At 69.7% G+C, this 20,861-nt stretch carries 28 protein-coding genes and 2 pseudogenes; 4 read left to right on the top strand and 26 right to left on the bottom strand.

The genetic code is table 11. The features are described from left to right. Positions 1-252: 252 nt before the first annotated feature. From L1066_RS19985 to L1066_RS19950, 9 genes and pseudogenes are all read right to left on the bottom strand, one after another. On the bottom strand, positions 253-498 hold the full coding sequence (locus tag L1066_RS19985) for a hypothetical protein (RefSeq protein WP_235737942.1): 246 nt from the start codon (positions 496-498) through the stop codon (positions 253-255). Next, a complete protein-coding gene (locus L1066_RS28900; protein ID WP_376707708.1) occupies positions 474-959 on the bottom strand; it encodes an LpqB family beta-propeller domain-containing protein in 486 nt (161 codons plus the stop codon). The genes L1066_RS19985 and L1066_RS28900 overlap by 25 nt, the downstream gene beginning before the upstream one ends. 182 nt (positions 960-1,141) lie before the next feature. After that, a pseudogene (locus tag L1066_RS29325) lies at positions 1,142-1,780 on the bottom strand (LpqB family beta-propeller domain-containing protein); the annotation flags it as partial. Next, positions 1,777-1,986 carry a hypothetical protein gene (locus tag L1066_RS19975; RefSeq protein WP_235737940.1) on the bottom strand — a complete coding sequence of 70 codons (210 nt, stop codon included), beginning with the start codon at positions 1,984-1,986 and terminating at the stop codon, positions 1,777-1,779. The pseudogene L1066_RS29325 and the gene L1066_RS19975, both read right to left, overlap by 4 nt. Continuing rightward, positions 1,983-3,581, bottom strand: a complete 1,599-nt coding sequence (gene mtrB, locus L1066_RS19970; RefSeq protein ID WP_235737939.1) for an MtrAB system histidine kinase MtrB — start codon at positions 3,579-3,581, stop codon at positions 1,983-1,985. The genes L1066_RS19975 and mtrB overlap by 4 nt, the downstream gene beginning before the upstream one ends. A gap of 7 nt (positions 3,582-3,588) precedes the next feature. Further along, positions 3,589-4,296, bottom strand: coding sequence for an MtrAB system response regulator MtrA (mtrA, locus tag L1066_RS19965; RefSeq protein ID WP_235737938.1), 708 nt, complete (start codon positions 4,294-4,296; stop codon positions 3,589-3,591). Between the two features lie 13 nt (positions 4,297-4,309). Then, positions 4,310-5,767: an adenosylhomocysteinase gene (gene ahcY, locus L1066_RS19960; protein ID WP_235737937.1), complete on the bottom strand. Its 1,458-nt coding sequence runs from the start codon at positions 5,765-5,767 to the stop codon at positions 4,310-4,312. 130 nt (positions 5,768-5,897) lie between these two features. After that, complete coding sequence (locus L1066_RS19955) at positions 5,898-6,872, bottom strand: DUF808 domain-containing protein (RefSeq protein ID WP_235737936.1); 975 nt, start codon at positions 6,870-6,872, stop codon at positions 5,898-5,900. Beyond that, on the bottom strand, positions 6,869-7,291 hold the full coding sequence (locus tag L1066_RS19950) for an SIS domain-containing protein (RefSeq protein ID WP_235737935.1): 423 nt from the start codon (positions 7,289-7,291) through the stop codon (positions 6,869-6,871). The genes L1066_RS19955 and L1066_RS19950 overlap by 4 nt, the downstream gene beginning before the upstream one ends. 290 nt (positions 7,292-7,581) lie before the next feature. On the opposite strand from L1066_RS19950, the gene L1066_RS19945 reads away from it, so the two are divergent. Then, positions 7,582-7,869: a hypothetical protein gene (locus tag L1066_RS19945; protein ID WP_235737934.1), complete on the top strand. Its 288-nt coding sequence runs from the start codon at positions 7,582-7,584 to the stop codon at positions 7,867-7,869. Between the two features lie 26 nt (positions 7,870-7,895). Here L1066_RS19945 and L1066_RS19940 read toward each other — a convergent pair whose 3' ends face one another. The 3 genes from L1066_RS19940 to L1066_RS19930 are packed head-to-tail and all read right to left on the bottom strand — an operon-like array spanning position 7,896 to position 9,811. Further along, entirely contained in the window at positions 7,896-8,060 is a 165-nt protein-coding gene (locus L1066_RS19940) for a Trm112 family protein (protein ID WP_312008330.1), read from the bottom strand. 3 nt (positions 8,061-8,063) lie between these two features. Beyond that, positions 8,064-9,422 (bottom strand): phosphomannomutase/phosphoglucomutase, encoded by a 1,359-nt coding sequence (locus L1066_RS19935; RefSeq protein ID WP_235737933.1) that lies wholly within the window; start codon positions 9,420-9,422, stop codon positions 8,064-8,066. Between the two features lie 26 nt (positions 9,423-9,448). Further along, on the bottom strand, positions 9,449-9,811 hold the full coding sequence (locus L1066_RS19930) for a DUF3499 domain-containing protein (protein WP_235737932.1): 363 nt from the start codon (positions 9,809-9,811) through the stop codon (positions 9,449-9,451). A gap of 49 nt (positions 9,812-9,860) precedes the next feature. Between L1066_RS19930 and L1066_RS19925 the strand changes: the two genes are divergently transcribed. Next, positions 9,861-10,292, top strand: a complete 432-nt coding sequence (locus tag L1066_RS19925; protein ID WP_235737931.1) for a metallopeptidase family protein — start codon at positions 9,861-9,863, stop codon at positions 10,290-10,292. 16 nt (positions 10,293-10,308) lie between these two features. Here L1066_RS19925 and L1066_RS28890 read toward each other — a convergent pair whose 3' ends face one another. The 4 genes and pseudogenes from L1066_RS28890 to sigE form a co-directional block, all read right to left on the bottom strand. Next, on the bottom strand, positions 10,309-10,620 hold the full coding sequence (locus L1066_RS28890) for a PDZ domain-containing protein (protein WP_235737972.1): 312 nt from the start codon (positions 10,618-10,620) through the stop codon (positions 10,309-10,311). A gap of 60 nt (positions 10,621-10,680) precedes the next feature. After that, positions 10,681-11,108, bottom strand: a pseudogene (locus tag L1066_RS28885) (S1C family serine protease); the annotation flags it as partial. 636 nt (positions 11,109-11,744) lie between these two features. After that, positions 11,745-12,221, bottom strand: a complete 477-nt coding sequence (locus L1066_RS19910) for an anti-sigma factor (protein WP_235737930.1) — start codon at positions 12,219-12,221, stop codon at positions 11,745-11,747. Beyond that, the gene (gene sigE, locus L1066_RS19905; RefSeq protein ID WP_235737929.1) at positions 12,221-12,796 is read right to left on the bottom strand and encodes an RNA polymerase sigma factor SigE; all 576 of its coding nucleotides are present in this window, start codon (positions 12,794-12,796) and stop codon (positions 12,221-12,223) included. The genes L1066_RS19910 and sigE overlap by 1 nt, the downstream gene beginning before the upstream one ends. 192 nt (positions 12,797-12,988) lie before the next feature. Here sigE and L1066_RS19900 point away from each other — a divergent pair, with 192 nt between their 5' ends. After that, a complete protein-coding gene (locus tag L1066_RS19900) occupies positions 12,989-13,663 on the top strand; it encodes an O-methyltransferase (protein WP_235737928.1) in 675 nt (224 codons plus the stop codon). A 40-nt stretch (positions 13,664-13,703) separates the two neighbouring features. Here L1066_RS19900 and L1066_RS19895 read toward each other — a convergent pair whose 3' ends face one another. The 3 genes from L1066_RS19895 to L1066_RS19885 are packed head-to-tail and all read right to left on the bottom strand — an operon-like array spanning position 13,704 to position 15,723. Continuing rightward, on the bottom strand, positions 13,704-14,042 hold the full coding sequence (locus L1066_RS19895) for a hypothetical protein (protein ID WP_235737927.1): 339 nt from the start codon (positions 14,040-14,042) through the stop codon (positions 13,704-13,706). Next, positions 14,039-15,550 carry a leucyl aminopeptidase family protein gene (locus tag L1066_RS19890; RefSeq protein WP_235737926.1) on the bottom strand — a complete coding sequence of 504 codons (1,512 nt, stop codon included), beginning with the start codon at positions 15,548-15,550 and terminating at the stop codon, positions 14,039-14,041. Before L1066_RS19890 ends, L1066_RS19895 begins: the two co-directional genes overlap by 4 nt. Positions 15,551-15,555: 5 nt before the next feature. Next, positions 15,556-15,723, bottom strand: a complete 168-nt coding sequence (locus tag L1066_RS19885) for a DUF3117 domain-containing protein (RefSeq protein WP_235737925.1) — start codon at positions 15,721-15,723, stop codon at positions 15,556-15,558. A 207-nt stretch (positions 15,724-15,930) separates the two neighbouring features. On the opposite strand from L1066_RS19885, the gene L1066_RS19880 reads away from it, so the two are divergent. Next, complete coding sequence (locus tag L1066_RS19880) at positions 15,931-16,725, top strand: enoyl-CoA hydratase/isomerase family protein (protein ID WP_235737924.1); 795 nt, start codon at positions 15,931-15,933, stop codon at positions 16,723-16,725. A gap of 34 nt (positions 16,726-16,759) precedes the next feature. On the opposite strand, the gene L1066_RS19875 is transcribed toward L1066_RS19880, so the two are convergent. Genes L1066_RS19875 through L1066_RS19845 form a run of 7 tightly spaced genes read right to left on the bottom strand, consistent with a single transcriptional unit; the run spans position 16,760 to position 20,730 of the window. Then, positions 16,760-17,185, bottom strand: a complete 426-nt coding sequence (locus tag L1066_RS19875) for a hypothetical protein (protein ID WP_235737923.1) — start codon at positions 17,183-17,185, stop codon at positions 16,760-16,762. Between the two features lie 15 nt (positions 17,186-17,200). Beyond that, the gene (locus L1066_RS19870; RefSeq protein WP_235737922.1) at positions 17,201-17,371 is read right to left on the bottom strand and encodes a DivIVA domain-containing protein; all 171 of its coding nucleotides are present in this window, start codon (positions 17,369-17,371) and stop codon (positions 17,201-17,203) included. Next, complete coding sequence (locus tag L1066_RS19865) at positions 17,368-17,505, bottom strand: hypothetical protein (protein WP_235737921.1); 138 nt, start codon at positions 17,503-17,505, stop codon at positions 17,368-17,370. The genes L1066_RS19870 and L1066_RS19865 overlap by 4 nt, the downstream gene beginning before the upstream one ends. A gap of 4 nt (positions 17,506-17,509) precedes the next feature. Then, the gene (locus L1066_RS19860; RefSeq protein WP_235737920.1) at positions 17,510-18,283 is read right to left on the bottom strand and encodes an LOG family protein; all 774 of its coding nucleotides are present in this window, start codon (positions 18,281-18,283) and stop codon (positions 17,510-17,512) included. Continuing rightward, a complete protein-coding gene (gene dapE, locus L1066_RS19855; RefSeq protein WP_235737919.1) occupies positions 18,283-19,362 on the bottom strand; it encodes a succinyl-diaminopimelate desuccinylase in 1,080 nt (359 codons plus the stop codon). Before dapE ends, L1066_RS19860 begins: the two co-directional genes overlap by 1 nt. A gap of 31 nt (positions 19,363-19,393) precedes the next feature. Beyond that, positions 19,394-20,215: an SDR family NAD(P)-dependent oxidoreductase gene (locus L1066_RS19850; RefSeq protein ID WP_235737918.1), complete on the bottom strand. Its 822-nt coding sequence runs from the start codon at positions 20,213-20,215 to the stop codon at positions 19,394-19,396. Continuing rightward, positions 20,212-20,730 (bottom strand): nuclear transport factor 2 family protein, encoded by a 519-nt coding sequence (locus tag L1066_RS19845; protein WP_235737917.1) that lies wholly within the window; start codon positions 20,728-20,730, stop codon positions 20,212-20,214. Before L1066_RS19845 ends, L1066_RS19850 begins: the two co-directional genes overlap by 4 nt. Positions 20,731-20,861 lie beyond the last annotated feature (131 nt).

The following is a 20,861-nucleotide window of genomic DNA, read 5'->3' as shown; positions in this document are numbered from 1 at the left end:
AGCAGCGTGCGCAGGAGCCCGGCGTACTCACCCGCAGCGGAGCTGGGGGCGAGTCCCGGCGGCGCTGGTGACGGACGCATCGACCGGGCGCGTCCCCGAAGCATCCGGGCGCAGCCGGCACAGGGCAGCCGCCCGGGTTCACCGCACCCGGGGCATCGGGCGCCGGTGACCAGGTCGACGAGATCACTGCGCACCCGCTCAGCCCAGCAGCCCGGATCGCGGCGGGCAAGGGCGAGCAGGTGACCTGTGGAATCAGCCGGCGTAGGTCACTGCTCGGACACCGTCGAGGGGGATGAACCGTTCCCCCTCGGAGGCAACGACGTGGAAGGCGCCCTGACGACCCACCGCCCACGCAGGGAGGCCGGACACCGGGGTGGACACCAAGGTGGCGACCCGATCGCGCACCAGCTCGGAGGAGACGTCACCGCGCGAGATCGCCTCGGAGCCGTCGACCGACCGCCGCACGACCTGGCTCAGCGAGGGGCCGAGCTTGCGCACCACCAGCACCTCGGTCGGGTTCCGCCAGGCGACCGCCCGCAGGTCCAGCCGCTCCCCGGTTCCTGCCAGATCACGGTCGGGGCCAAGGCACGGATGCGTCCTCGGTTGCGGGCGATCCTCGCTGCGACCACTCGGTCTCCACGCGCGCCGGCAACGACCGCGACCATCCTCGATCCGTCTCGGGAGACGATGAAGTCCCGTACCCGCTCCCCGGTGATACCGGGCACCTGCACCTGGGCGGCACGCCGGCCCGGCATCGCCCAGACGACGGCGCCCTGGGCGCCCCGGTCGAGCGCCCACAGCGTCTTGCTGTGGTCCCAGGCCGGCTTGAGCAGGTCAACCCCTGGATCGCCCGAACCGGTGCGAGCGAGCCGTTGAGCGGCATCACGTCGACGCGCTGACCGGTGGCGTCCACGCTCGCCACGCGCCCGGCAGACAGGTCGACGGCGAAGCTCCGCCACTCGCTCGTGGCGGACTTGCGCTCACCCTCGACAGCGGACAACCCCCGGGACGAGACCGTCACCAGGTCGCCGTCGGCGATGCCGAAGGCGTCGGACCAGCCCTCGGGGACCGCGGGGTCATAGGGCTCGCCCCGGGAGACCGCGATGTCGGCGGCAGTTCCCGACGCGCCCAACGGAGTGCCGTTGAGGCTCAGCCGGAAGCGAGTCAGGTTGGGCACCTGGCGCAGTGTCCAGGCGAACTGGGCCACCAGGAGTTCGCTGGTCGCCGGATCGACTGCAGCGACGTCACCGGTGAGCAACACCTCCGCGAACCCGTCGACCGGCTCCGGCACGAGTACGTCGAGGCTCAGGCCCTGGGGCACGAACGACTGGGTGACACCCGCGAGCTCGCTGTCGGGGCCTCGCAACAGGCCGCGGACGAGGCTGGTCGCCGCCTGTCCACCCCGGGGAACGTAGACCGGTTCGGGCACCAGCACCCGACCCGTGGGGTCGAAGAAGTGGAGGTTCATCTGGACGTAGCGGTCCTGGAACCAGTTGTCGGGCACGATCATCGCGTCAGGCAGGCTGTCGATACGCCACTCGCCGCCCTCGGTCACCAGCTCGAACTGGAGCTCGGCCTCGTCCTCGTCGAGCGGACCCTGCCAACGTCCTCCGGCGTCCACCCGGTTGGCACCGACCAGGCCCACGCTGACCTGGGTGGCGCCGACGGGGGTGACCAGGTCGGCATAGGTGATGATCCCGGCATCAGGTTGCCAAGCGTCGCGGGCCTGCTCGGTGAGGAACTGTCGCGCCACCGAGGTGGTGATCGGACTGGCCGTCATCGCGTCGAAGAAGTGCCGGACGATCTCCGTGGGGCTCTCCCCGCCTGCGGCGGGCGCGGCTGGTAGGGGAACCCGGTGTCGAGATCGGAACGCTGGGCCTCGGCCCGGACCTCGACGTCGGACTCCTCGGGCAGGTTGACGCACCCGCACAGCGCGACGAGGAGCAGCAGCGGCAGAGCCAACGAACGGCGAAGTCGTGTGGTCATGTCTGCCTCTCCACATCGGTGGGGACGAGCGGGATCGGACTGTGCCGCAGCGGCAGTCCGGCGCGCCGCGGAAGGGTGAGGCGGAACTGCGAGCCCTCGCCACGCACGCCCCATGCCTGGAGCCAGCCACCGTGCAGGTGCGTGTCCTCCAACGAGATGGACAACCCCAGCCCGGTGCCACCGCTGCTGCGGGCCCGAGCCGGGTCGGCGCGCCAGAACCGGTTGAACACCAACGCTGCCTCCCCGGGAGCGAGACCGACACCATGGTCGCGCACCGCCACGGCGGACGCGTGCTCGTCGCCGTGGACGATCACCTCCACCGGCCGCCCGTCGGCATGGTCGATCGCGTTGTTGACCAGGTTGCGCACGATGCGCTCCACCCGGCGGGAGTCCGCCTCGGCCAGCACCGGCTCGCTGAGCGCCGTCACGGTCAGCGTCACGCCGCGCTGGTCGGCGACCGGCGCGCTCATCTCGACCACCCGGTGGGCCACGTCCACGAGGTTCACGTCGTCGACGTCGAGGACTGCTGCCCCGGCGTCGAAGCGACTGATCTCCAGCAGGTCGCTGAGCAACCCCTCGAACCGGTCGAGCTCGGTCTGCAGCAGTTCGGCCGCCCGTGCCGTCGCCGGGTCGAACGTGTCGCGCGCGTCGTGGAGCACGTCACCGGCCATCCGGACCGTCGTGAGCGGCGTGCGCAGCTCGTGGGAGACGTCGGAGGTGAACCGCCGCTGGAGCCGGGACAACTCCTCCAGCTGTCGGATCTGCCGTTGCAACCCTGAGGCCATCTGGTTGAAGGAGGTCGCCAGGCGTGCGAGGTCGTCGTGCCCGCGCACCCACATCCGCTCCTCAAGATGTCCGGCTGCCAGCCGCTCCGCCGTTCGTCGCGCCATGCGGATCGGTGAGACCACCTGACGGGTGACCACCCAGGCCAGGCCTGCCACCAGCACCAGCAGCAGCCCACCAGCCGTGAAGAGCGCTCGGGTGACCAGGTCGAGGGTGTCTTGCTCCTGCTCCATCGGGAAGAGCAGGAAGATGGCGTAGTACTCCCCGTCTGCGGGCAGCTGGACCGTGGCACCGACGGTGACGCCAGGCAAGGACTCGCGGCCGTCGGAGTCCACGTAGTGGATGCGCGTGAAGGCCCACGCCTGGTCGAGCGAGGAGTCGAAGTGGCGCAGCAAGGCGTCGGGCACGCTGCTGAGGTCGAGCCCCGTGGAATGGCGGACGCCGGCACGGTCGAGCTCCAGACGTCCCGAGCCGACCGGCCCGGCAAGCACGACCGAGACCCCGCGGGAGTCGGCCCGACTGATCATCGGATCGGCGAGCTGTTGGAGCTGGGCGGCTGCATCGTCGTCGGTCCCGGGGATCGACGCGAGCCGGGAACGGGCGTCGTCGACGTCGTTGACGGCCTCGGCGACCGCACGATCGACCTTGGCATCGACGAGACCGTCGCGGGTCTGCTGGATCAGGAACCAGCCGACCGCGCTGACGACGAGGGCCGACAGCAGCACCGTGCTGGCGACGACGCGCGCCTGGACCGAACGGCGCCAGAAGGTCAGCCCTCGACGAAGGGTGCCGGAGAGGTTGCGGCTGGCCACGGTCGGCTCACGCCGACTGCTTGCTCGTGCCGGCCTTGTAGCCGACGCCGCGCACCGTCACCACCACTTCAGGGTTCTCGGGGTCGTGCTCGATCTTGGACCGCAGCCGTTGCACGTGCACGTTGACGAGTCGGGTGTCGGCTGCGTGTCGGTAGCCCCACACCTGCTCGAGAAGCACCTCGCGGGTGAAGACCTGCCACGGCTTTCGGGCCAGGCAGACCAGGAGGTCGAACTCGAGCGGGGTCAGGTTGATCTGCTCGCCCGCACGGGTGACCGCGTGGCCGGCGACATCGATGGAGAGGTCACCGATGGTGAGGTTCTCCTGCACCGGTTGCTCCAGGCGACGTACCCGGGCCCGGATCCGGGCAACCAGTTCCTTGGGCTTGAACGGCTTCACGACGTAGTCGTCGGCGCCGGACTCCAGGCCCACCACCACGTCGACGGTGTCGGTCTTGGCGGTCAGCATGACGATCGGCACGCCGGAGGTGCTCCGGATCTCCTTGCACACGTCGATGCCGTCCTTGCCGGGCAGCATCAGGTCGAGCAGGACGAGGTCCGGCTTGTAGTCGCGGAAGGCCGCGACGGCCTGGTCACCTCGGTGACAGACCTGGCTCTCGAAGCCCTCCTGTCGGAGGACGATCGTGAGCATCTCGGCAAGGGGCGCGTCGTCGTCGATGACGAGGACCCGCCCCTTGCTGTCGATGCCTTGGCTCATGTCTGGTCAGACCTCAGTACCGGTACTGCTCCGACTTGTACGGCCCCTCGACCGGGACGCCGATGTAGTCGGCCTGCTCCTGGCTGAGGGTCGTCAACTCGACGCCGAGGGCGTCGAGGTGCAGTCGGGCGACCTCTTCGTCGAGGTGCTTCGGGAGCACGTAGACACCGACCGGGTACTCGTCGGTCTTGGTGAAGAGCTCGATCTGCGCCAGCACCTGGTTGGTGAACGAGTTGGACATGACGAACGACGGGTGGCCCGTCGCGTTGCCGAGGTTGAGGAGGCGACCCTCCGACAAGACGATGACCTTCTTGCCCGCGACGCCGTCCTTCTCGGGGAAGATCCACTGGTGGACCTGCGGCTTGATCTCGTCCTTCACGATGCCCGGGATCTGGGCCAGGCCGGCCATGTTGATCTCGTTGTCGAAGTGACCGATGTTGCCCACGATCGCCTGGTTCTTCATGCGCTCGAAGTGCTCGACCCGGATGATGTCGTAGTTGCCGGTGGTGGTCACGAAGATGTCGGCGGTGTCGACGACCGATTCCAGCTTCTTGACCTCGTAGCCGTCCATCGCCGCCTGCAGGGCGCAGATCGGGTCGATCTCGGTGATGATGACGCGCGCACCCTGGCCGCGCAGCGACTCCGCGCACCCCTTGCCCACGTCGCCGTAGCCGCAGACGACCGCGACCTTGCCGCCGATCATCACGTCGGTGGCGCGGTTGATGCCGTCGATCAGCGAGTGGCGGCAGCCGTACTTGTTGTCGAACTTCGACTTGGTCACCGCGTCGTTGACGTTGATCGCCGGGAAGAGCAGGGAGCCCTCCTTGAACCGGTCGTAGAGGCGGAGGACGCCGGTGGTGGTCTCCTCCGAGACACCCAGGATGCCGTTGGCGATGTTGGTCCAGCGCTGCGGGTCGTTGTCGAGGGAACGTGCGAGGACCCGGAGGACCTCCTTGAACTCCTCGTTGTCGGTGGAGTCCTGCCCGGGCACGGACCCGGCCTTCTCGAACTCGACGCCCTTGTGCACGAGCAGCGTGATGTCGCCGCCGTCGTCGAGCAGGATGTTGGGCCCGACGGGGTTGCCCTCGGCGTCGGTGAAGTCGAAGACCTGCTCGGCGAGGTCCCAGTACTCGGCGAGGGTCTCACCCTTCCACGCGAAGACCGGGGTGCCCTGGGGCTCCTCGACGGTGCCCTCGGTGCCGACCACGATGGCCGCGGCGGCATGGTCCTGCGTGGAGAAGATGTTGCAGGAGGCCCAACGCACGTCGGCGCCGAGCGCGACCAGCGTCTCGATGAGCACACCGGTCTGGATCGTCATGTGCAGCGAGCCGGCGATCCGTGCGCCGGCGAGCGGCTGGCTCGCGGCGTAACGCTCGCGAAGCGCCATCAGGCCGGGCATCTCGTGCTCGGCGAGGGTGAGCTCCTTGCGGCCGAACTCGGCCAGGCTCAGGTCGGCAACCTTGAAGTCCATGTGTTTGTCCACCTCTGGTGTCACAACGTCTGTCCTGCGGCGCATCTGCACATCTTCGGGATCTCCCGCGCATGACCGGCCCCACATTACAAGCGAGTCGCGACGAGCAGGCAATCTCCGAGGTACGCCGTCACGCGGCGTGGGCGTCGTCGCCGCCGGTCGTGCCCTTCCTGACGTGGTCACGCCGGCGCGGCACGACATGCAGGAGCAGCACGATGATCGCCCCCACGACCAGGCCGGCCACCGCGGAGGCCGCAGTGTTGGCGGACCAACCGAGCACGGTTCCCAGGGCGCCGGTGGCGTCGTGCACCAACTCCTCGAGATGGTGGACCAGCGCATAGGGACCGTGCCAACCGAGGTCGTCTGCGCCGACCAGCAGGATGTGCCCTCCCACCCACAGCATCGCGGCGGTGCCGACGACGGCGATCAACGCGAGTAGCTTCGGCATGCCCGCGACCATTCCTCGCCCGACCGTGCGCACCACGTTGGACGAGCGCCGAGCCAGCCCCAGCCCGACGTCATCCATCTTCACGATCAGCGCGACCACACCGTAGACGAGCACGGTGATGCCGACGCCCACGACGGCCAGGATGGCCGCCCGCGCCCAGAAGCCCTGGTCAGCCACCTCGTTGAGGGCGATGACCATGATCTCCGCGGAGAGGATGAGGTCGGTTCGGATCGCGCCGTTGACCATCGCGCGTTCCCGCTCCGGGCTGAGCTCGGTGACCAAGTGCGTCTCCTCGTGGGCTCCCGAGAGCTTGTGCCAGACCTTCTCCGCGCCCTCGTAGCAGAGGAACGCGCCACCGACCATGAGGATCGGGGTGAGCAACCACGGCACGAACTCACTGAGCAGCAGCGCCAGCGGCAAGATGATGATCAGCTTGTTGCGCAGCGACCCCTTGGCGATCTGCGCGATCATCGGGAGCTCACGCTGGGCGGCGACGCCCTGCACGTACTGCGGGGTCACCGCGGTGTCGTCGACGACGACACCGGCGGCCTTGATGCTGGCGCGGCCGGCAGCGGCGCCCACGTCGTCGATCGACGCCGCAGCGACGCGGGCGAGCATCGCGACGTCGTCGAGAAGTGCGAAGAGGCCTCCGCTCACTGCTCGACCAGGCCCAGGCTCAGGTAGGCAGCGGCATAACGGCCGGTGAGGGACAGCTCGGCGTAGCGAGCCACTTCACTGGCCGCCCCGGCCTCGACGGTCTCGACCCGGACCTGCTGACGTTCGGCGGCCGCGAGCAGTTGGCCCCGTTGTTCCCGCACCACGGGCTCCTCGCTGCCGTCGTCCAGCACGACGAGTGCCGGGCGCAACTCGGCGGGCTCATCGGCGAAGGGGTCGGCGAAGACGTCACGTGGGCGGGCCGCCTCCACGAGCGGCAGCAGGTGCTCCGCATCGCCGGCGATCGCGCCACGACCGGAGGCGCGACGGATCGACTCCGCGATGCGGCGGGCAGCACGGGCAGCAAGCACCGAGCCACCCCAGACCAGTGGGCTGCTCTCGGCGAGTGCGATCGCGAGCATCTTGGCGGGATTGGCCGCAAGATCACGATGGGGGAGCAGGTGATCGCAACCTCATCGAGAGCGCGGGCGACCTCCTCCGGATCGCCCTCCGGTCCGAGCTCGGCCCGGTGCAGGAAGTCGAGCATGACCACCGCGGTGGCCAACTGGTCACCACTTCCGGCGGGCAGCACGCTGGTCCACCGGCCGGCTGCGTGCTCGGCGACCATCGATGTCGGGTCGCAGGCCACGACCACCTGACAGCCGCGGCGTACCGCTTCGGCGACCGCGGACGCGGCCGATGCGTCTGAGGGGTGCGGAGCCAGCATCACCACGAGGTCGAGGCTGCCGGCCCACCCGGGCAGGCCGGGGCCGGGCCAGGCAACGAATGGCACCGGGCACCACGGTTCGAGCACGGCGCGGAGCAACCGCGAGTCGGGACCGGCCGCGATCACCGCACGGGGACGGTTGCCCTGGCTGCGAGCGAGCGCCTCACCCACGGCCTCCGCGGACTCCCCCGCCGCACGCCGAACCCGGGCGCCGGACTCGGCCAGCTGCCGCAGCTCGGCGTCGACCCGTCCCCAGACGGCCTCGTCGTCTAGCCTCGACTCGTCGAACCAGACGGCCATCAACGGCTCCTGCGGGCCTCGTCGACGAGCAGGACCGGGATGTCGTCACGGACCGGGTAGGCGAGTCCGCAGCCGGTGCACACGAGTTCCTCCGCCACGGGATCGAGCCTTCCATGGCAGTCGGGGCAGACGATGATCTCCAGCAGGGTGCGGTCGATGTTCACGTCTCAGCTCCTGATCTCGGCGAGGACGGCGTCTCGTACGCCGACCATGGTGGCTTCGTCCTTGCCCTCGGCGTTGAGCCGGAGCAGCGGCTCGGTGTTGGAGGCCCGCACATTGAACCACCAGTCGGCGTGGGACACGGTGAGGCCATCGAGGTGGTCGATCTCGACGCCGTCGCGGTCGCCCCAGGCGGCCTCGAGGCGGCCGAGCACGGCCTGTTGGTCGGCAACGGTGGAGTTGATCTCACCCGACGGCGCGAAGCGCACGAACTCGCGGAGCAGCTCCGACATCGGGCGGTCGCCCTCGGAGAGCGCAGCCAGGGCGTGCAGTGCGGCCAGCATGCCCGAGTCGGCGCGCCAGAAGTCGCGGAAGTAGAAGTGACCGGAGTGCTCGCCCCCGAAGATGGCGTCGGTCTCGGCCATGGTGGCCTTGATGTAGCTGTGGCCAACGCGGGTACGCACCGGCACACCACCGAGCTCGGTGACGATCTGCGCGACGGAGCGCGAGGTGATCAGGTTGTGGATGATCGTGGCGCCCGGCTCCCGGCCGAGCTCGCGCGCCGCGATCAAGCCGGTCAGCGTGGACGGCGACACCACCGCGCCCCGTTCGTCCACGAGGAAGCATCGGTCGGCGTCGCCGTCGAAGGCGAGACCGATGTCGGCGCCCTCGTCCAGCACCCGCTTCTGCAGATCGACGAGGTTCTCGGCCTCGATCGGGTTGGCCTCGTGGTTGGGGAAGGTGCCGTCGAGCTCGAAGTAGAGCTCCGTCAGGCTCACTGACGGGAGTTCCGCGAAGACTGCCGGGGCGGTGAGTCCGGCCATGCCGTTGCCGGCATCGACGACGACCTTGAGCGGTCGGGCACCGAGCGGGGCCAGGGAGCGCACGTGAGCGGCGTACGCGGCCAGTACGTCGCGGCTGCTGATCGTGCCGGCCACCGTGGCCGTGTGGTCGGCGCCGAGCGCATCGCGGATGTCTGCCAGCCCGGTGTCGAGGCCGATCGGCGCGGCGCCGGCGCGACACATCTTGATGCCGTTGTACTCCGCCGGGTTGTGGCTGGCCGTGAACATCACGCCGGCGTGCCCGAGGTGCCCGGAGGCGAAGTAGAGCTGGTCGGTGGAGGCGAGACCGATCATGACGACGTCGGCCCCGGCCGCGGCCGCCCCGTGCGCGAACGCCTCGGCGAGCTCGGGCGAGGAGGGACGCATGTCGTGGCCGACCACGACCGTGGGAGCACCGATGACGGACACGAAGGCGCCGCCGATGCTCCGGGCGAGGGACGCATCGAGCTGGTCTCCGACCAGGCCGCGGATGTCGTAGGCCTTGAAGATGGCCCGGAGGTTGTCCGGGTCGAGGGTGCTGGGCATGGACCTGAGCCTAGTAGGTGCCGACCTCAGTCGGTGGTGAGTGCCCGGAGGTGGCCGCGGCGGGTGGTGACGCGGCTGCCGTGCTCATCGGCGGGATCGACTCGGTGCGGCTCCACCGGACGGGCCGCCTCTCGGACCGCATCGGCCAGGGCCAGCAGGTCGTCGGACGTGGGTTCGGCTGCTGCCGGGTCCGGAGCGAGTCGCATCACCTCCCAGCCGCGGGGTGCACTGAGCCGCTCGCTGTGCACCTCGCACAGGTCGTAGGCGTGCGGTTCGGCGTAGGTGGCGAGGGGCCCGAGCACTGCGATCTGGTCGGCGTACACGTAGGTGAGCGTGTTGACGGCCTTGCGACCACACGCGGTACGCGAGCAACGACGGGCGGGGTTCACGGACCCAAGGTACCCGGCTGATCCCCGCAGCCCGACTAGGCTCGCGGCTGTGAGTTCACTGCGACGGGACCGACGGGGTCGAGGCATGCGTGGACCGGCGATCCTGCCGCCGGTGCAGCCGGGGCGACGTCCCCTCCGCGGACGGCGCTCGGGCCGGGAGCGGTTCGACGACCTCGCCCTCGGCATCGTGACCGAGTTGGACGGCCGCTGGCAGCACCGACTGGGCCTGGTCGAGTACGCCGTCGAGGACACGCCGCTGGTGCCCGACGACTGGGACGTGCCCACGGTGCCGCTCTCCTCGCTGGTGCGCGGCACCGGCGCCCGGCCGACCCGGCTGGTGCTCTTCCGACGCCCGATCGAGCTGCGCTGCGAGACCCGCGAGGACCTCGAGGCGCTCGTGCTCACCGTCGTGGTCGAGCAGTTGGCCGAGCTCCTCGGCATCGACGCCGAGGACGTGGACCCGCGCTACTCAGCCGAGTAGCGCGGCGGCCGGTCGGTCAGCCGACCTTCGAGTCGAGCTCGAGGGTGACGTCGAGTTCCTTGCCGTCACGGGTGACGGTGAGGGTGATCTCGTCGCCGGGGACGTGGGCCCGGATGGCCACGATCAGGCTGGGGCTGTCGATGACGACGCGGTCGTCGACGCGACGGACGATGTCGCCCTTCTCGAGTCCACCCTTCTCGGCGGCGCCACCCTTGGTGACCTCGTCGATCAGAACGCCCTGTCCCGACTTGTCGGTGATGACCTGGGCGCCGATGACCGGATACTGCGCCTCACCGTCGCGCAGGATCTGGTCGGCAGTGATGCGCACCTGCTCCACCGGGATCGCGAAGCCGACACCGATGTTGCCCGCCTCTCCTGCGGGCGCGCCGTTGGTGGCGATCGCCGAGTTGACGCCGACGACCTGACCGCGGAGGTTGACCAACGGTCCGCCCGAGTTGCCCGGGTTGATGGCGGCATCGGTCTGCACCGCGTTGATGTAGGAGCTGAGATCGTCGGCGTCACCCCCGGTGGTCACCGGACGGTTGAGTGCACTGACGATGCCGGAGGTGACCGTGGCCGAGAGCCCGAGCGGCGAACCGATGGCCACCACCGGCTCCCCACCCGCAACGTGGTCGAGCGCCCCAGCGCCGCCGGTTCGACCTCGCCCTTGATCTCCTCGACGTAGAGCACCGCGAGGTCGTAGACGGCGCTGCGTCCGACCACCTCGGCGTCGAACCGCTTCTGGTTGACGTCGACGATCTGGATCGTGCCGTCGCTCTTGGCCGCGTCCTCGATGACGTGGTTGTTGGTGATCACGTGCCCCTGCTCGTCGAGGATGAAACCGGAACCGGTGGCGCCACCCTGCTCACCGTTGTAGTCGGCGAGGATCTGCACGGTGCTGGGGAGCAACTTGTCGGCGACGGCGGCGACACTGCCGTTGTCGGCCTCGAGCGGTGGCAGCTCGACGAGATCGACGCCGGCAAGGCCGTCACGGTTGCGGCCCGGGTCGTCGCTGCGGTCGTGCCACGCCTCCCACGCAGCGGCACCCACACCACCCCCGACGAGTCCCAGCACCAGGGCGACGACGGCGATGGAGAAGAGCCCCGGCCCGCGACGATGCGAGGGACGCTCCCCCACCGCGGGGCCCTGCGCGAACTGTCCCGGCGGCGGAAAGACCGGACCGACGCGATCCTCGGCCCGTGGGGGCGGAAGGTGGTGAAGTCTCCTCGGTCCAGCTCGCGGGTCGAGAGCTCCTCGCTCTCGGAGACCTCGTCGCGCGGCTGATCCGCAGCGGACCCATCAGCGGGGACCGCCGGGAAGGGCGCGGTGTGCTGCAGGTCGTCGTCGGGCGTGGCTGCGTCGTCGTGGCGCTCGTCGTTCACGGGTTGATTGTCACCCATTCGTCGGCGACGCCGACGCCCACCAACGCACCACCGGACTCCTGGACGGCGCTCACGGAGGTGCCGAACGGGCTACGGGAGCGGTTGCTGCTGGGCTGCACCGGACCGAATCCGGACGAGGGAAGCTCGCGAACGGCGCCTGACGCTCCGCGGGCACGGGCGCCTGGGCCGGTCCGGCGAGCGCGACCACGCCGACGAGCGCGGCACTGACCGAGCCTGCGCCGACGAGGCACCGCCATCGCCGTACGACGCCGCGTGGCCCCCGCCTCGACGTCCCGGTCGGCCGTGGTGGGCAACGCGTCGAGGTGGGGCTGAGGGTGAGCAGGCTCTGCAGGTAGTCGGGGGCCGGGCGGCACTGGTGCGAGAGGCCCGCGACCCGCGTCTTCACCCATCCCTCGCGCTCGACCTGATCGCGACACAGGCAACAACTGTGCACGTGCGCCCAGAGCCGATCGGCCAGTTCAGCGGGGAGCTGGCCGTCGACCAGCGCCGAGACCCGGTTGCCGACGTGTCCGATCGGAGCGACCATCAGCACGCACCACCGGGGAGGGACTCCGCGACGGGGCCGGAGTAGCGCTCACGTCCGGCAGCGGGCGCTCGGTGGGCCAGCGCATCACGCAGCATCGCTCGGCCACGGTGGATCCGGGAACGGACGGTGCCCATCTTCGCATCCAGGATCTGGGCGATCTCCTCGTAGCTGAGCCCCTCGATGTCGCAGAGCACGACCGCCGCGCGGAAGTCGGGTGGCAGCTGCGCCAACGCCCGCTCGATGTCGTCATCGAAGGTCTGGTCGGCGTAGGTCTCGTGCGGTGCGCCGTGGGCGCTGTGCAGCCGAGCCGCGCGCTCGTCGCTCAGCGCGTCGAAGCGAATCCGCTGACGGCGCCGAGCCGTGTCGAGGAAGAGATTGGTGGTGATCCGGTGCAGCCAGCCCTCGAAGGTGCCGGGCGAATACGTCGACAGGGATCGGAACACCCGGACGAAGACGTCCTGGGTGAGGTCCTCGGCATCGGCAGGGTTGCCCGTCAACCGGTAGGCGAGCCGATAGACCCGGTCGGAGTGCTCACTGACGATCTGCTCCCACGTGGGCACTTGGTCAGACGTCACGGCGGCCTCCTTGGGCTTCCTGCGTAGCACGTTGCTCCTTCAACCGTAGGGACTGCTGCTGAGAAGAACCTGAGCGTTCCTCACGAAGGATCTGACGAAAACCCGTCAACTCCCGCCGTGATGACAACGATTCAGGGCCCTGAGGTGTTCCCACCCGGCGCAGGCACCGCGATAGGGTCGGACGTCACAGACGTGCCGCGGCCTGAGGAGGCAGCCATCACCACTCCGATCAAGCCCTCGAGTTGGACCTGGGCAGAGCAGTTCGTGCCCGAGGACGAGGTGCTCGCGGCAGCGCGGTCCCGTGCCGAAGAGGTCGGCGTGACGCCGATCGGGTCAGGCGCCGGTGCCGCCCTGCGCTTCCTCGCCTCCGTGCTCGACGCACGCGCGGTCGTGGAGATCGGCACCGGGACCGGCGTGTCGGGCCTCTGGTTGCTGCGTGGCATGCGCTCCGACGGAGTGCTGACCACCGTCGACGTGGAGGCCGAGCACCAGCGCCTTGCCAAGGAGAGCTTCGCTGAGGCAGGCATCGCCTCCCAGCGGGCCCGCACGATCCCGGGCTCAGCCCTCGACGTGCTGCCCCGCCTGACCGACGGTCACTACGACCTCGTCTTCTGCGACGGCGACAAGCGTGAGTACGCCGACTATCTCGCCGAGGCGCTCCGTCTGCTGCGCCCCGGTGGCGTCGTCTGCTTCGACAACGCCCTGTGGCACGACAAGGTGGCCGACCCCGCCCAGCGTGACCCGGAGACGGTCGCCATCCGCGAACTGGGACGCACCGTTGCCGAGCACGAGGGTCTCGTACCGGTGCTGCTGCCGGTGGGGGACGGACTCCTGGCAGCCAAGAAGGTCTGGATCCCCGAGGCCTGATCGCCCCGGGAGCCGGCGCCCGTGCCGGGCTTCGCCCCGGTCAGCCGCGCGGGGCAGAGGCGAATCCGGAGCCGCCTTCGGCGATGCCGGCGACGGCGAAGGGTTCGATGAGGATCGGCGCGCTGCCGATCAACTGGGAGACCGGGGACTCTGCCGCCCCCGGTGTGAAGCCCTCCTGGAACTCCACGCGAGCCTCGTCGGACTCGAAGACATAGGTGCCCTCGAACCACTCGCCGGCGCGCATCCGCCACGTCTTGAACTGCAGGCCCGCCTTGCCCTCGAAACGGGCGTGCGAGGAGTCGGCGACGTAGTCGGCCAAGCGCTGCGCCGTGTCGGCCGGAGCGTCGGTCAACGACCAACGCACGGAAAGGCCCTTCATCGAATTCCTTCCAGGGGATCGGTCTGTTCGAGCCAGCTGAGCAGGGTGCGGACGCCGAAGCCGGTGGGCCCTGCGGTCCATTCGTCCCAGTCCTCGAGCGCATCACCGACGGAGGCGACGTCGAGGTGCGCCCAAGGCACGTCACCAGCGAAGTGCTGCAGGAACAGGGCTGCCGTGATGGCGCCGGGCGACCCGGCACCGTTGTCGGAGTCGGCCACCTTGGAGGAGAGCTTGTCCTCGTAGACCGAAGCGAGCGGCATCCGCCACAGGGACTCACCGCAGGCCGCACTCGCCGCGGCGAGGAGGTCTGCCAGGGCCTCGTCGTTGGCGAAGAAGCCGCCGGTGCGCAGCCCGAGCGCGACCTTCATCGCGCCCGTGAGCGTGGCGACGTCGACCATGGCGTCGGGCTTGAGCTCCCGCACCGCCCACGCCATCGCGTCGGCGAGCACCAACCGGCCCTCGGCGTCGGTGTTGGTGACCTCGGTGGTGCGGCCACCGACGTGGGTGATGACGTCCCCGGGCCGGAAGGCCTTGCCGCCAATGGCGTTCTCGGCACTGGCGACGAGCCCCGTCACCCGGATCGGGCAACCGAGTGCCGCCAAGGCGTGGAGGGTGGCGATGACGACGGCACCACCGGTCATGTCGCGCTTCATGTTGGCCATCGCCTCGCCGGGCTTGATGGACAGGCCGCCGGTGTCGAAGGTGATGCCCTTGCCGACGAGGACGACGTGGCCTTCGCGGGCGACCGCCTTGGGCGGTACGTAGGACAACTCGACCAGACGCGGCGGCGTGGCCGAGGCCGAGCCGACCGCGAGGATGCCGCCGAAGCCCTTGTCGGCCAGCCAACGTTCGTCGCGGACGGTGACCTTGACGCCGCTGCCCGTCCCGGCAGCAACGGCCTGGTCGGCGAGCCACTGCGGGCTCTTCACGTTGGAGGGCGTGGTGGCCAAGAAGCGGGCCGACCAGCCAGCACGGGCCACGGCCTCCGCCCGGGCGACCACGTCGGCCCGCGCGTCGGTGGTGTCGAGGAGGAAGCGGCGTACGGGTTCCGACGTGGGGCCGTCCTTGCGCCAGTGGAACTCGAAGGACGCGAGCACGGCGCCGACCACGAGGTCACGCAGCTCGGCGTCGTCGAGCTGGTCGGCGAAGGTGACGGCCACCTCGGAGAAGCCCTTGGCAGCACGCGCCAGCGCTGCGCCACCACGACGCGCATCGCCCGGCTCGGCCCCGAGGGCAACCAGGAAGAGCACCGGGAACCGCTGGTCACCGGTGACGTGCCTGATGACCTGACCGGTGCCACCGGTCAGGTCATGGTGCGCAAGCAGGCCGGGCACGTCGAGACCGAGGTGTGCGCACACCTGCTGCCCGGAGCCGACGACCGAGTGGTCGTCGCTCCGGAACGCGACCGCGACCGCGGGGGCCACAGCCAGGTCGAGCGCGGCCACGCCCACGGAGACGGTCGGCGGATCGACCTGCTCCGGGAGGGCGTGGCCGTCGGGGCTGGCCACGGGGGTCAGCCCACTACTTCCTTGAGCGCGTCACCAAGAGCCTTTGCCTCGTCGGCGTTCAGCTCGACAACGAGCCGGCCACCACCTTCCAACGGCACGCGCATGACAATGCCACGGCCTTCCTTGGTGACCTCGAGCGGACCATCACCGGTCCGCGGCTTCATTGCCGCCATCCGCACACCTCTTCCACAGGGGTTCGACTGGCACCGACCCATCGAGAGCCGATGCCACTGGGACCATTATCCCCCATCCGGCCGACAACGTGACACCGACCACCTCCCGAGCCCCGTTCCGGGCCACGATCACCCCTCCGACTGGCACACTGGGGACTGCCCGGGGCCCGACGAAGGGCCCACGAAGCAGGCCCCGAAGGAGAGTTCATGTCCGACCAGCCGGTGCTCCTCGACATCCGCGACGGCGTCGCCACGATCACGCTCAACCGGCCCGACGCCATGAACAGCCTCGACCTCGCCACCAAGGAGGGTCTGCTCGCGGCGGTCACCAGCGCCGCCGATGACGCCGACGTACGGTGCGTCGTGCTCACCGGGACCGGGCGCGGCTTCTGCGTCGGACAGGACCTCAAGGAACACGTCGCCCTGCTGGCGGCCGGCGACGACGACGCTCTCTTCTCGACGGTCGCCCAGCACTACAACCCCATCGTCACGGCGATCGCGACCATGCCGAAGCCGGTCATCGCGGCCGTGCAGGGCGTGGCGGCCGGGGCCGGCGCCAGCCTCGCCTTCGCGTGTGACTTCCGCCTGCTCGCCGACACCGCGGGCTTCAACCTGGCCTTCGCCGGGATCGGCCTCTCCTGCGACACCGGTGCATCGTGGACACTGCCGCGGTTGGTCGGTCAGGCGAAGGCACTCGAGCTGCTCTTCCTCCCGCGCACGATCGGCGCGGAGGAGGCCCAGCAACTGGGCCTGGCCACGAGGGTGGTGACTGCCGATGCCCTGACCGCCGAGGTCAGCGAACTCGCGACCCGGCTGGCCACCGGCCCGACCCTGGCGTACGGCGCCATCCGGCGAGCAGTGCGCCACTCTGCCGGGGTCGAACTCGTCGAGGCCCTCGCCTTCGAGGACGAGATGATGACGCTGACCGGTGCGACATCCGATCACCGGGAGGCGGTGGCTTCGTTCGTCGCCAAGGAGCGACCGGCCTTCCGGGGACGCTGAGCGCGGGCTCGGTCGGAGCCGACGACGGAGTGCGTCAGATCTTGGAGAACATGTAGGCCCAGGTGAAGAGCACCGTGCCCACCAGCATGCCCACGTGGGCCAGCACCGACAGGCCTGGCCCGGTGCTCCAGGAGTCGCCGACGGCGGCTTGGGAGTGCTTGCCCCGCGCCGGCATCCAGCGGAAGAGGATCATGATGCCGGCCACGGTGGTGAGCCAGAAGAGCCCGAGCGCGAGGATGCCGATCTGCGAGTCACCGTTGTCGTCGCCGATGCCGGTGATCAGGAAGGCAGTCCACGAGGCCACCGCGGCCAGTCCGGCGATGGTGTGGACGTTGAGCAACAGCGACGAGGTCTGCAGTCGACCCGCAGCAGGGGCGTCGCCGCGCAGCCGGACCCGGGTGAGCACCACGACGACAAGGGCCAACGCAGTGAGGATGTAGACGATCAGCGGCAGTCGCACGATGGGAAGTTTGCCTCATTCCTCATCGGGGGCGCCATGAGCGTCCCCCTCGGCGGATTCCGCAGCCCGGAAGTCGAGCGGCGCCAGCTGGCGCTCGATGCGGCTGAGCAGCGCATCGACCTCGGTCATGGAGTAGCCCCGGACCACCGTGCTGAACCGTGCCTCGCGCAGCTCCTGCGCCGTCACGGGTCCGTCGCCGGGGGCAGCTCGCCCGAGCGGTCGGGGCCCTGATGCCTCATCGGCGCACCGTACCCGGAGGCCACGACGGCGACGCCACCGAGCAGCAGCACCGCGACCATGGCCAGGATCCACATCATCATCGCGTCACTCCGTCTCGAACCCGGCCTCGAACTCCGCGTCGTCGAGGTGAGCTCGGCGCGCCTCGACCATGAGATGGACGGCCTCCTCGACGTCGTCGGTGACCGTGATCAGGTCGAGGTCTGCCGGCGACATCTTGGCCTGCGCGGCGACCGTGTCGCGCAGCCAGTCGATGAGGCCACCCCAGTAGGCGGAGCCCATGAGGACCACGGGGAAGGAGGTCACCTTGCCGGTCTGCACCAAGGTGAGCGCCTCGAAGAGCTCATCGAGGGTGCCGAGACCGCCGGGCAGCACGATGAAGCCCTGGGAGTACTTGACGAACATCGTCTTGCGGGCGAAGAAGTAGCGGAAGTTGATGCCCATGTCGACCCACTGGTTGAGGCCGGCCTCGAAGGGCAGCTCGATCCCCAGACCGACGCTCGTGCCGCCGATCTCGCTCGCTCCCTTGTTGGCGGCCTCCATGGCTCCGGGGCCACCACCGGTGATCACGGCGAACCCGGCCTCGACGAGCTTGCGGCCGACCTCCTCGCCCAACGCGTAGGCCGGGTCGTCGACCGCGGTGCGCGCCGACCCGAAGACGGCGATGGCCGGCCCGAGCTCCGCCAGGGTGCCGAATCCCTCGACGAACTCGGCCTGGATCCGCAACACCCGCCACGGATCGGCGTGCACCCAGTCCGACGGACCGCGGGAGTCGAGCAGCCGCTGGTCGGCGGTGGAGGAGTTGACCTGGCTCCGGCGCAACAGCACCGGCCCACGACGGCGGTTCCTCGGTTCGGGCATCAGGCTCCTCCTCCAGTGAGCCAGGAACGCAGCACGCGCTCACAACGCTCGATATGCTCGACGGGCACGTGTTCCTCCTGCTTGTGGGCCAACGTCGGATCGCCGGGGCCGTAGTTGACCGCCGGGATGCCCAGGGTGCTGAAGCGGGCCACATCGGTCCAGCCGAACTTCGGCGCCACCGCTCCCCCGACCTCCTCGATGAAGGCAGCAGCGGCCGGCACCCGGAGGCCCGGCAGGGCGCCGGGGGCGGTGTCGACCACCCGGACGTCGTACGGCGCGAAGAAGGTCCGCAGGAACTCCTCCGCATCCGCCTCGGTGCGGTCGGGGGCGAACCTGTGGTTCACCGTGACCACGCACTCGTCGGGAAGCACGTTGCCTGCGACGCCGCCGGAGATGAAGACCGCGTTGAGCCCCTCGTGATAGGTCAGTCCGTCGATGACCGGCGTGCGGGGTTGGTGCTGCTCGAGGCGGGCGAGGACATCGGCGGCGCTGTGGATGGCGTTGCTGCCCATCCAGGCGCGAGCCGAGTGGGCGCGTTCGCCCGTCGTGCGCACCTCGACCCGCATCGTGCCCTGGCAACCGGCCTCGACCGATGCGTTGGAGGGCTCCATGAGGATGGCGAAGTCCGCCTGCAGCAAGTCGGGATCCGACTGGCTGAGCTTGTTGAGGCCGTTGTGGACCGCCTCGACCTCTTCGGCGTCGTAGAAGATCCACGTGACGTCACGCACCGGGGCGGCCAGCTCCACGGCAAGCTTGAGCGCGACCGCGACCCCGCCCTTCATGTCGCAGCTCCCGAGTCCGTGGAGGACGCCGCCCTCGAGGCGCGCGGGGAGGTTGGCGTTCTCCGGAACGGTGTCGAGGTGACCGGCGATGACGACCCTCTCGGCGTGCCCCGACTCGGTGCGCGCGACCAGCGTGTTGCCCCGGCGGGTGACGGCGAGATGGTCGGTCGCACGCAGCACCGCCTCGACCGCGTCGGCGATCTCCTGCTCCTGGTGGCTGACCGAACGGATGTCGACCAGCTGCCTGGTCAACTGCACGACGTCGGCGGTGGTGTCGAGGGTGGTCGCTGCTGACATGCCACCCATCCAACCAGCCCCCGTGGGGAGGTCAGGGCAGTGGCGGGAAGATCGGCCCGCCACCGAACATCGCTCGCGGCGAGATCGGCTTCCCGCCACCGGGCTCCTCGATGTCGAACTCGTCGGCCAGCTCGGCGGTGATCTGCGCCGTACCGGTGCGCTTGGTGAGGTCGGGGGCGGCTGCGAGCCGGGCGATGACCCGTCCCTGCAGCTCCGGGGTTTCGGCATCGGTGATCGGCACACCGGCGATGTTGTCGACACCGCTGGCCAGCAGCTGCTTGGTGCGCACCAACCCCGGCCAGAGCGACACCACGTTGACCCCGAACTCACGCAACTCCAACGCCATGTCGAAGGTCATCTTGTCGAGGGCGGCCTTCGACATGCCGTAGAGCGTGGAGTGCAGGTAGGCACGGGTGCCGACCGAGGTGATGTTGACGATCAGCCCTTCGCGGCGCGCCACCATCGCCGGTGCCGCGGCGTGGGCCGCGACGTAGTGCGCACGCAACCCGACGCTGATGAGGGTGTCCCAGTCGTCGATCGGGCGCTCCCAGAACTTCTCGGGCGTCACGTGGTTCATCCGCGGACCCGCCCAGACGTTGTTGACCAGGAGGTCGAGTTGGCCCTCCTGGTCGATCACCCCGTCGACGAGCGCCTTCACCTGGGCGTCGTCGGTGTGGTCGCAGGTGTGGACGACGACTCGGGCCCCGGTCTCGGCGGCCCTGCTCCGGGTCTCCTCGAGGCGGCCTTCGCTCCGGCCGGAGAAGTGGACGGTCCAGCCGGCCTCGGCCAGGCCGACCACGATGCCCTGACCGACACCCTTGCTGCCGCCGGTGACCAGCGCGACGCGGCTCATCGGACGGCCTGCTCGGTGGCTGCGGACCAGGTGTCGTGGATGACCGTGCCCTCGGGCAACGGCCTGGTCATCGTCCAGAGGGTGGTCACCGTCGACGAAGCGATGCGCCAGGAGCCGTCCTCGACGGCGTAGGTGTCGTCGTACTCGATGGTCGAGACCGTCTCGGTGCTGCGCTTGCGGTCGGCCTGCCGGAACCGGAGGCTCCACTGCCCCGAGGCCCGATCGCTTCCCTCGACGGTGATCACCGGGTGCACCGCATGGTGCATGTCGAGGATCCGGTAGCGCCCGTCGTCCTGGCCGAGGGCGATCGCGCGGAAGACCTCGGCAATGCCGTCGGCGTCCTCGAACCGCCCCATTCGCGGGCCGTAGTCGAGCACCGCACCCTTGCTGATGAAGCACTCACGGAACTCCTCCGGGCGCTTCGCGTCGCACGCGCGCAGGTAGGCGTGCTTGAGGTTCTTGATGGCTTCGATCGCCTCGAGCGCGGCGATGCGCTCTTCGAGTGAACTCGACATGGTGCCTCCGGATCATCTGGGTCGACGCCGGTGATTGTGCCGCTCCGGAACACCGAAGTCGCGCTCACTCCCGTCAGGAGGACCACCGGCGGGAATCATTGCGGCGCTCGCGGCGTTGCCCAGATAGTTGA

The organism is Nocardioides alcanivorans, assembly GCF_021555175.1.
GTDB lineage: Bacteria > Actinomycetota > Actinomycetes > Propionibacteriales > Nocardioidaceae > Nocardioides > Nocardioides alcanivorans.
This window is presented reverse-complemented; position numbering and strand designations above follow the sequence as displayed.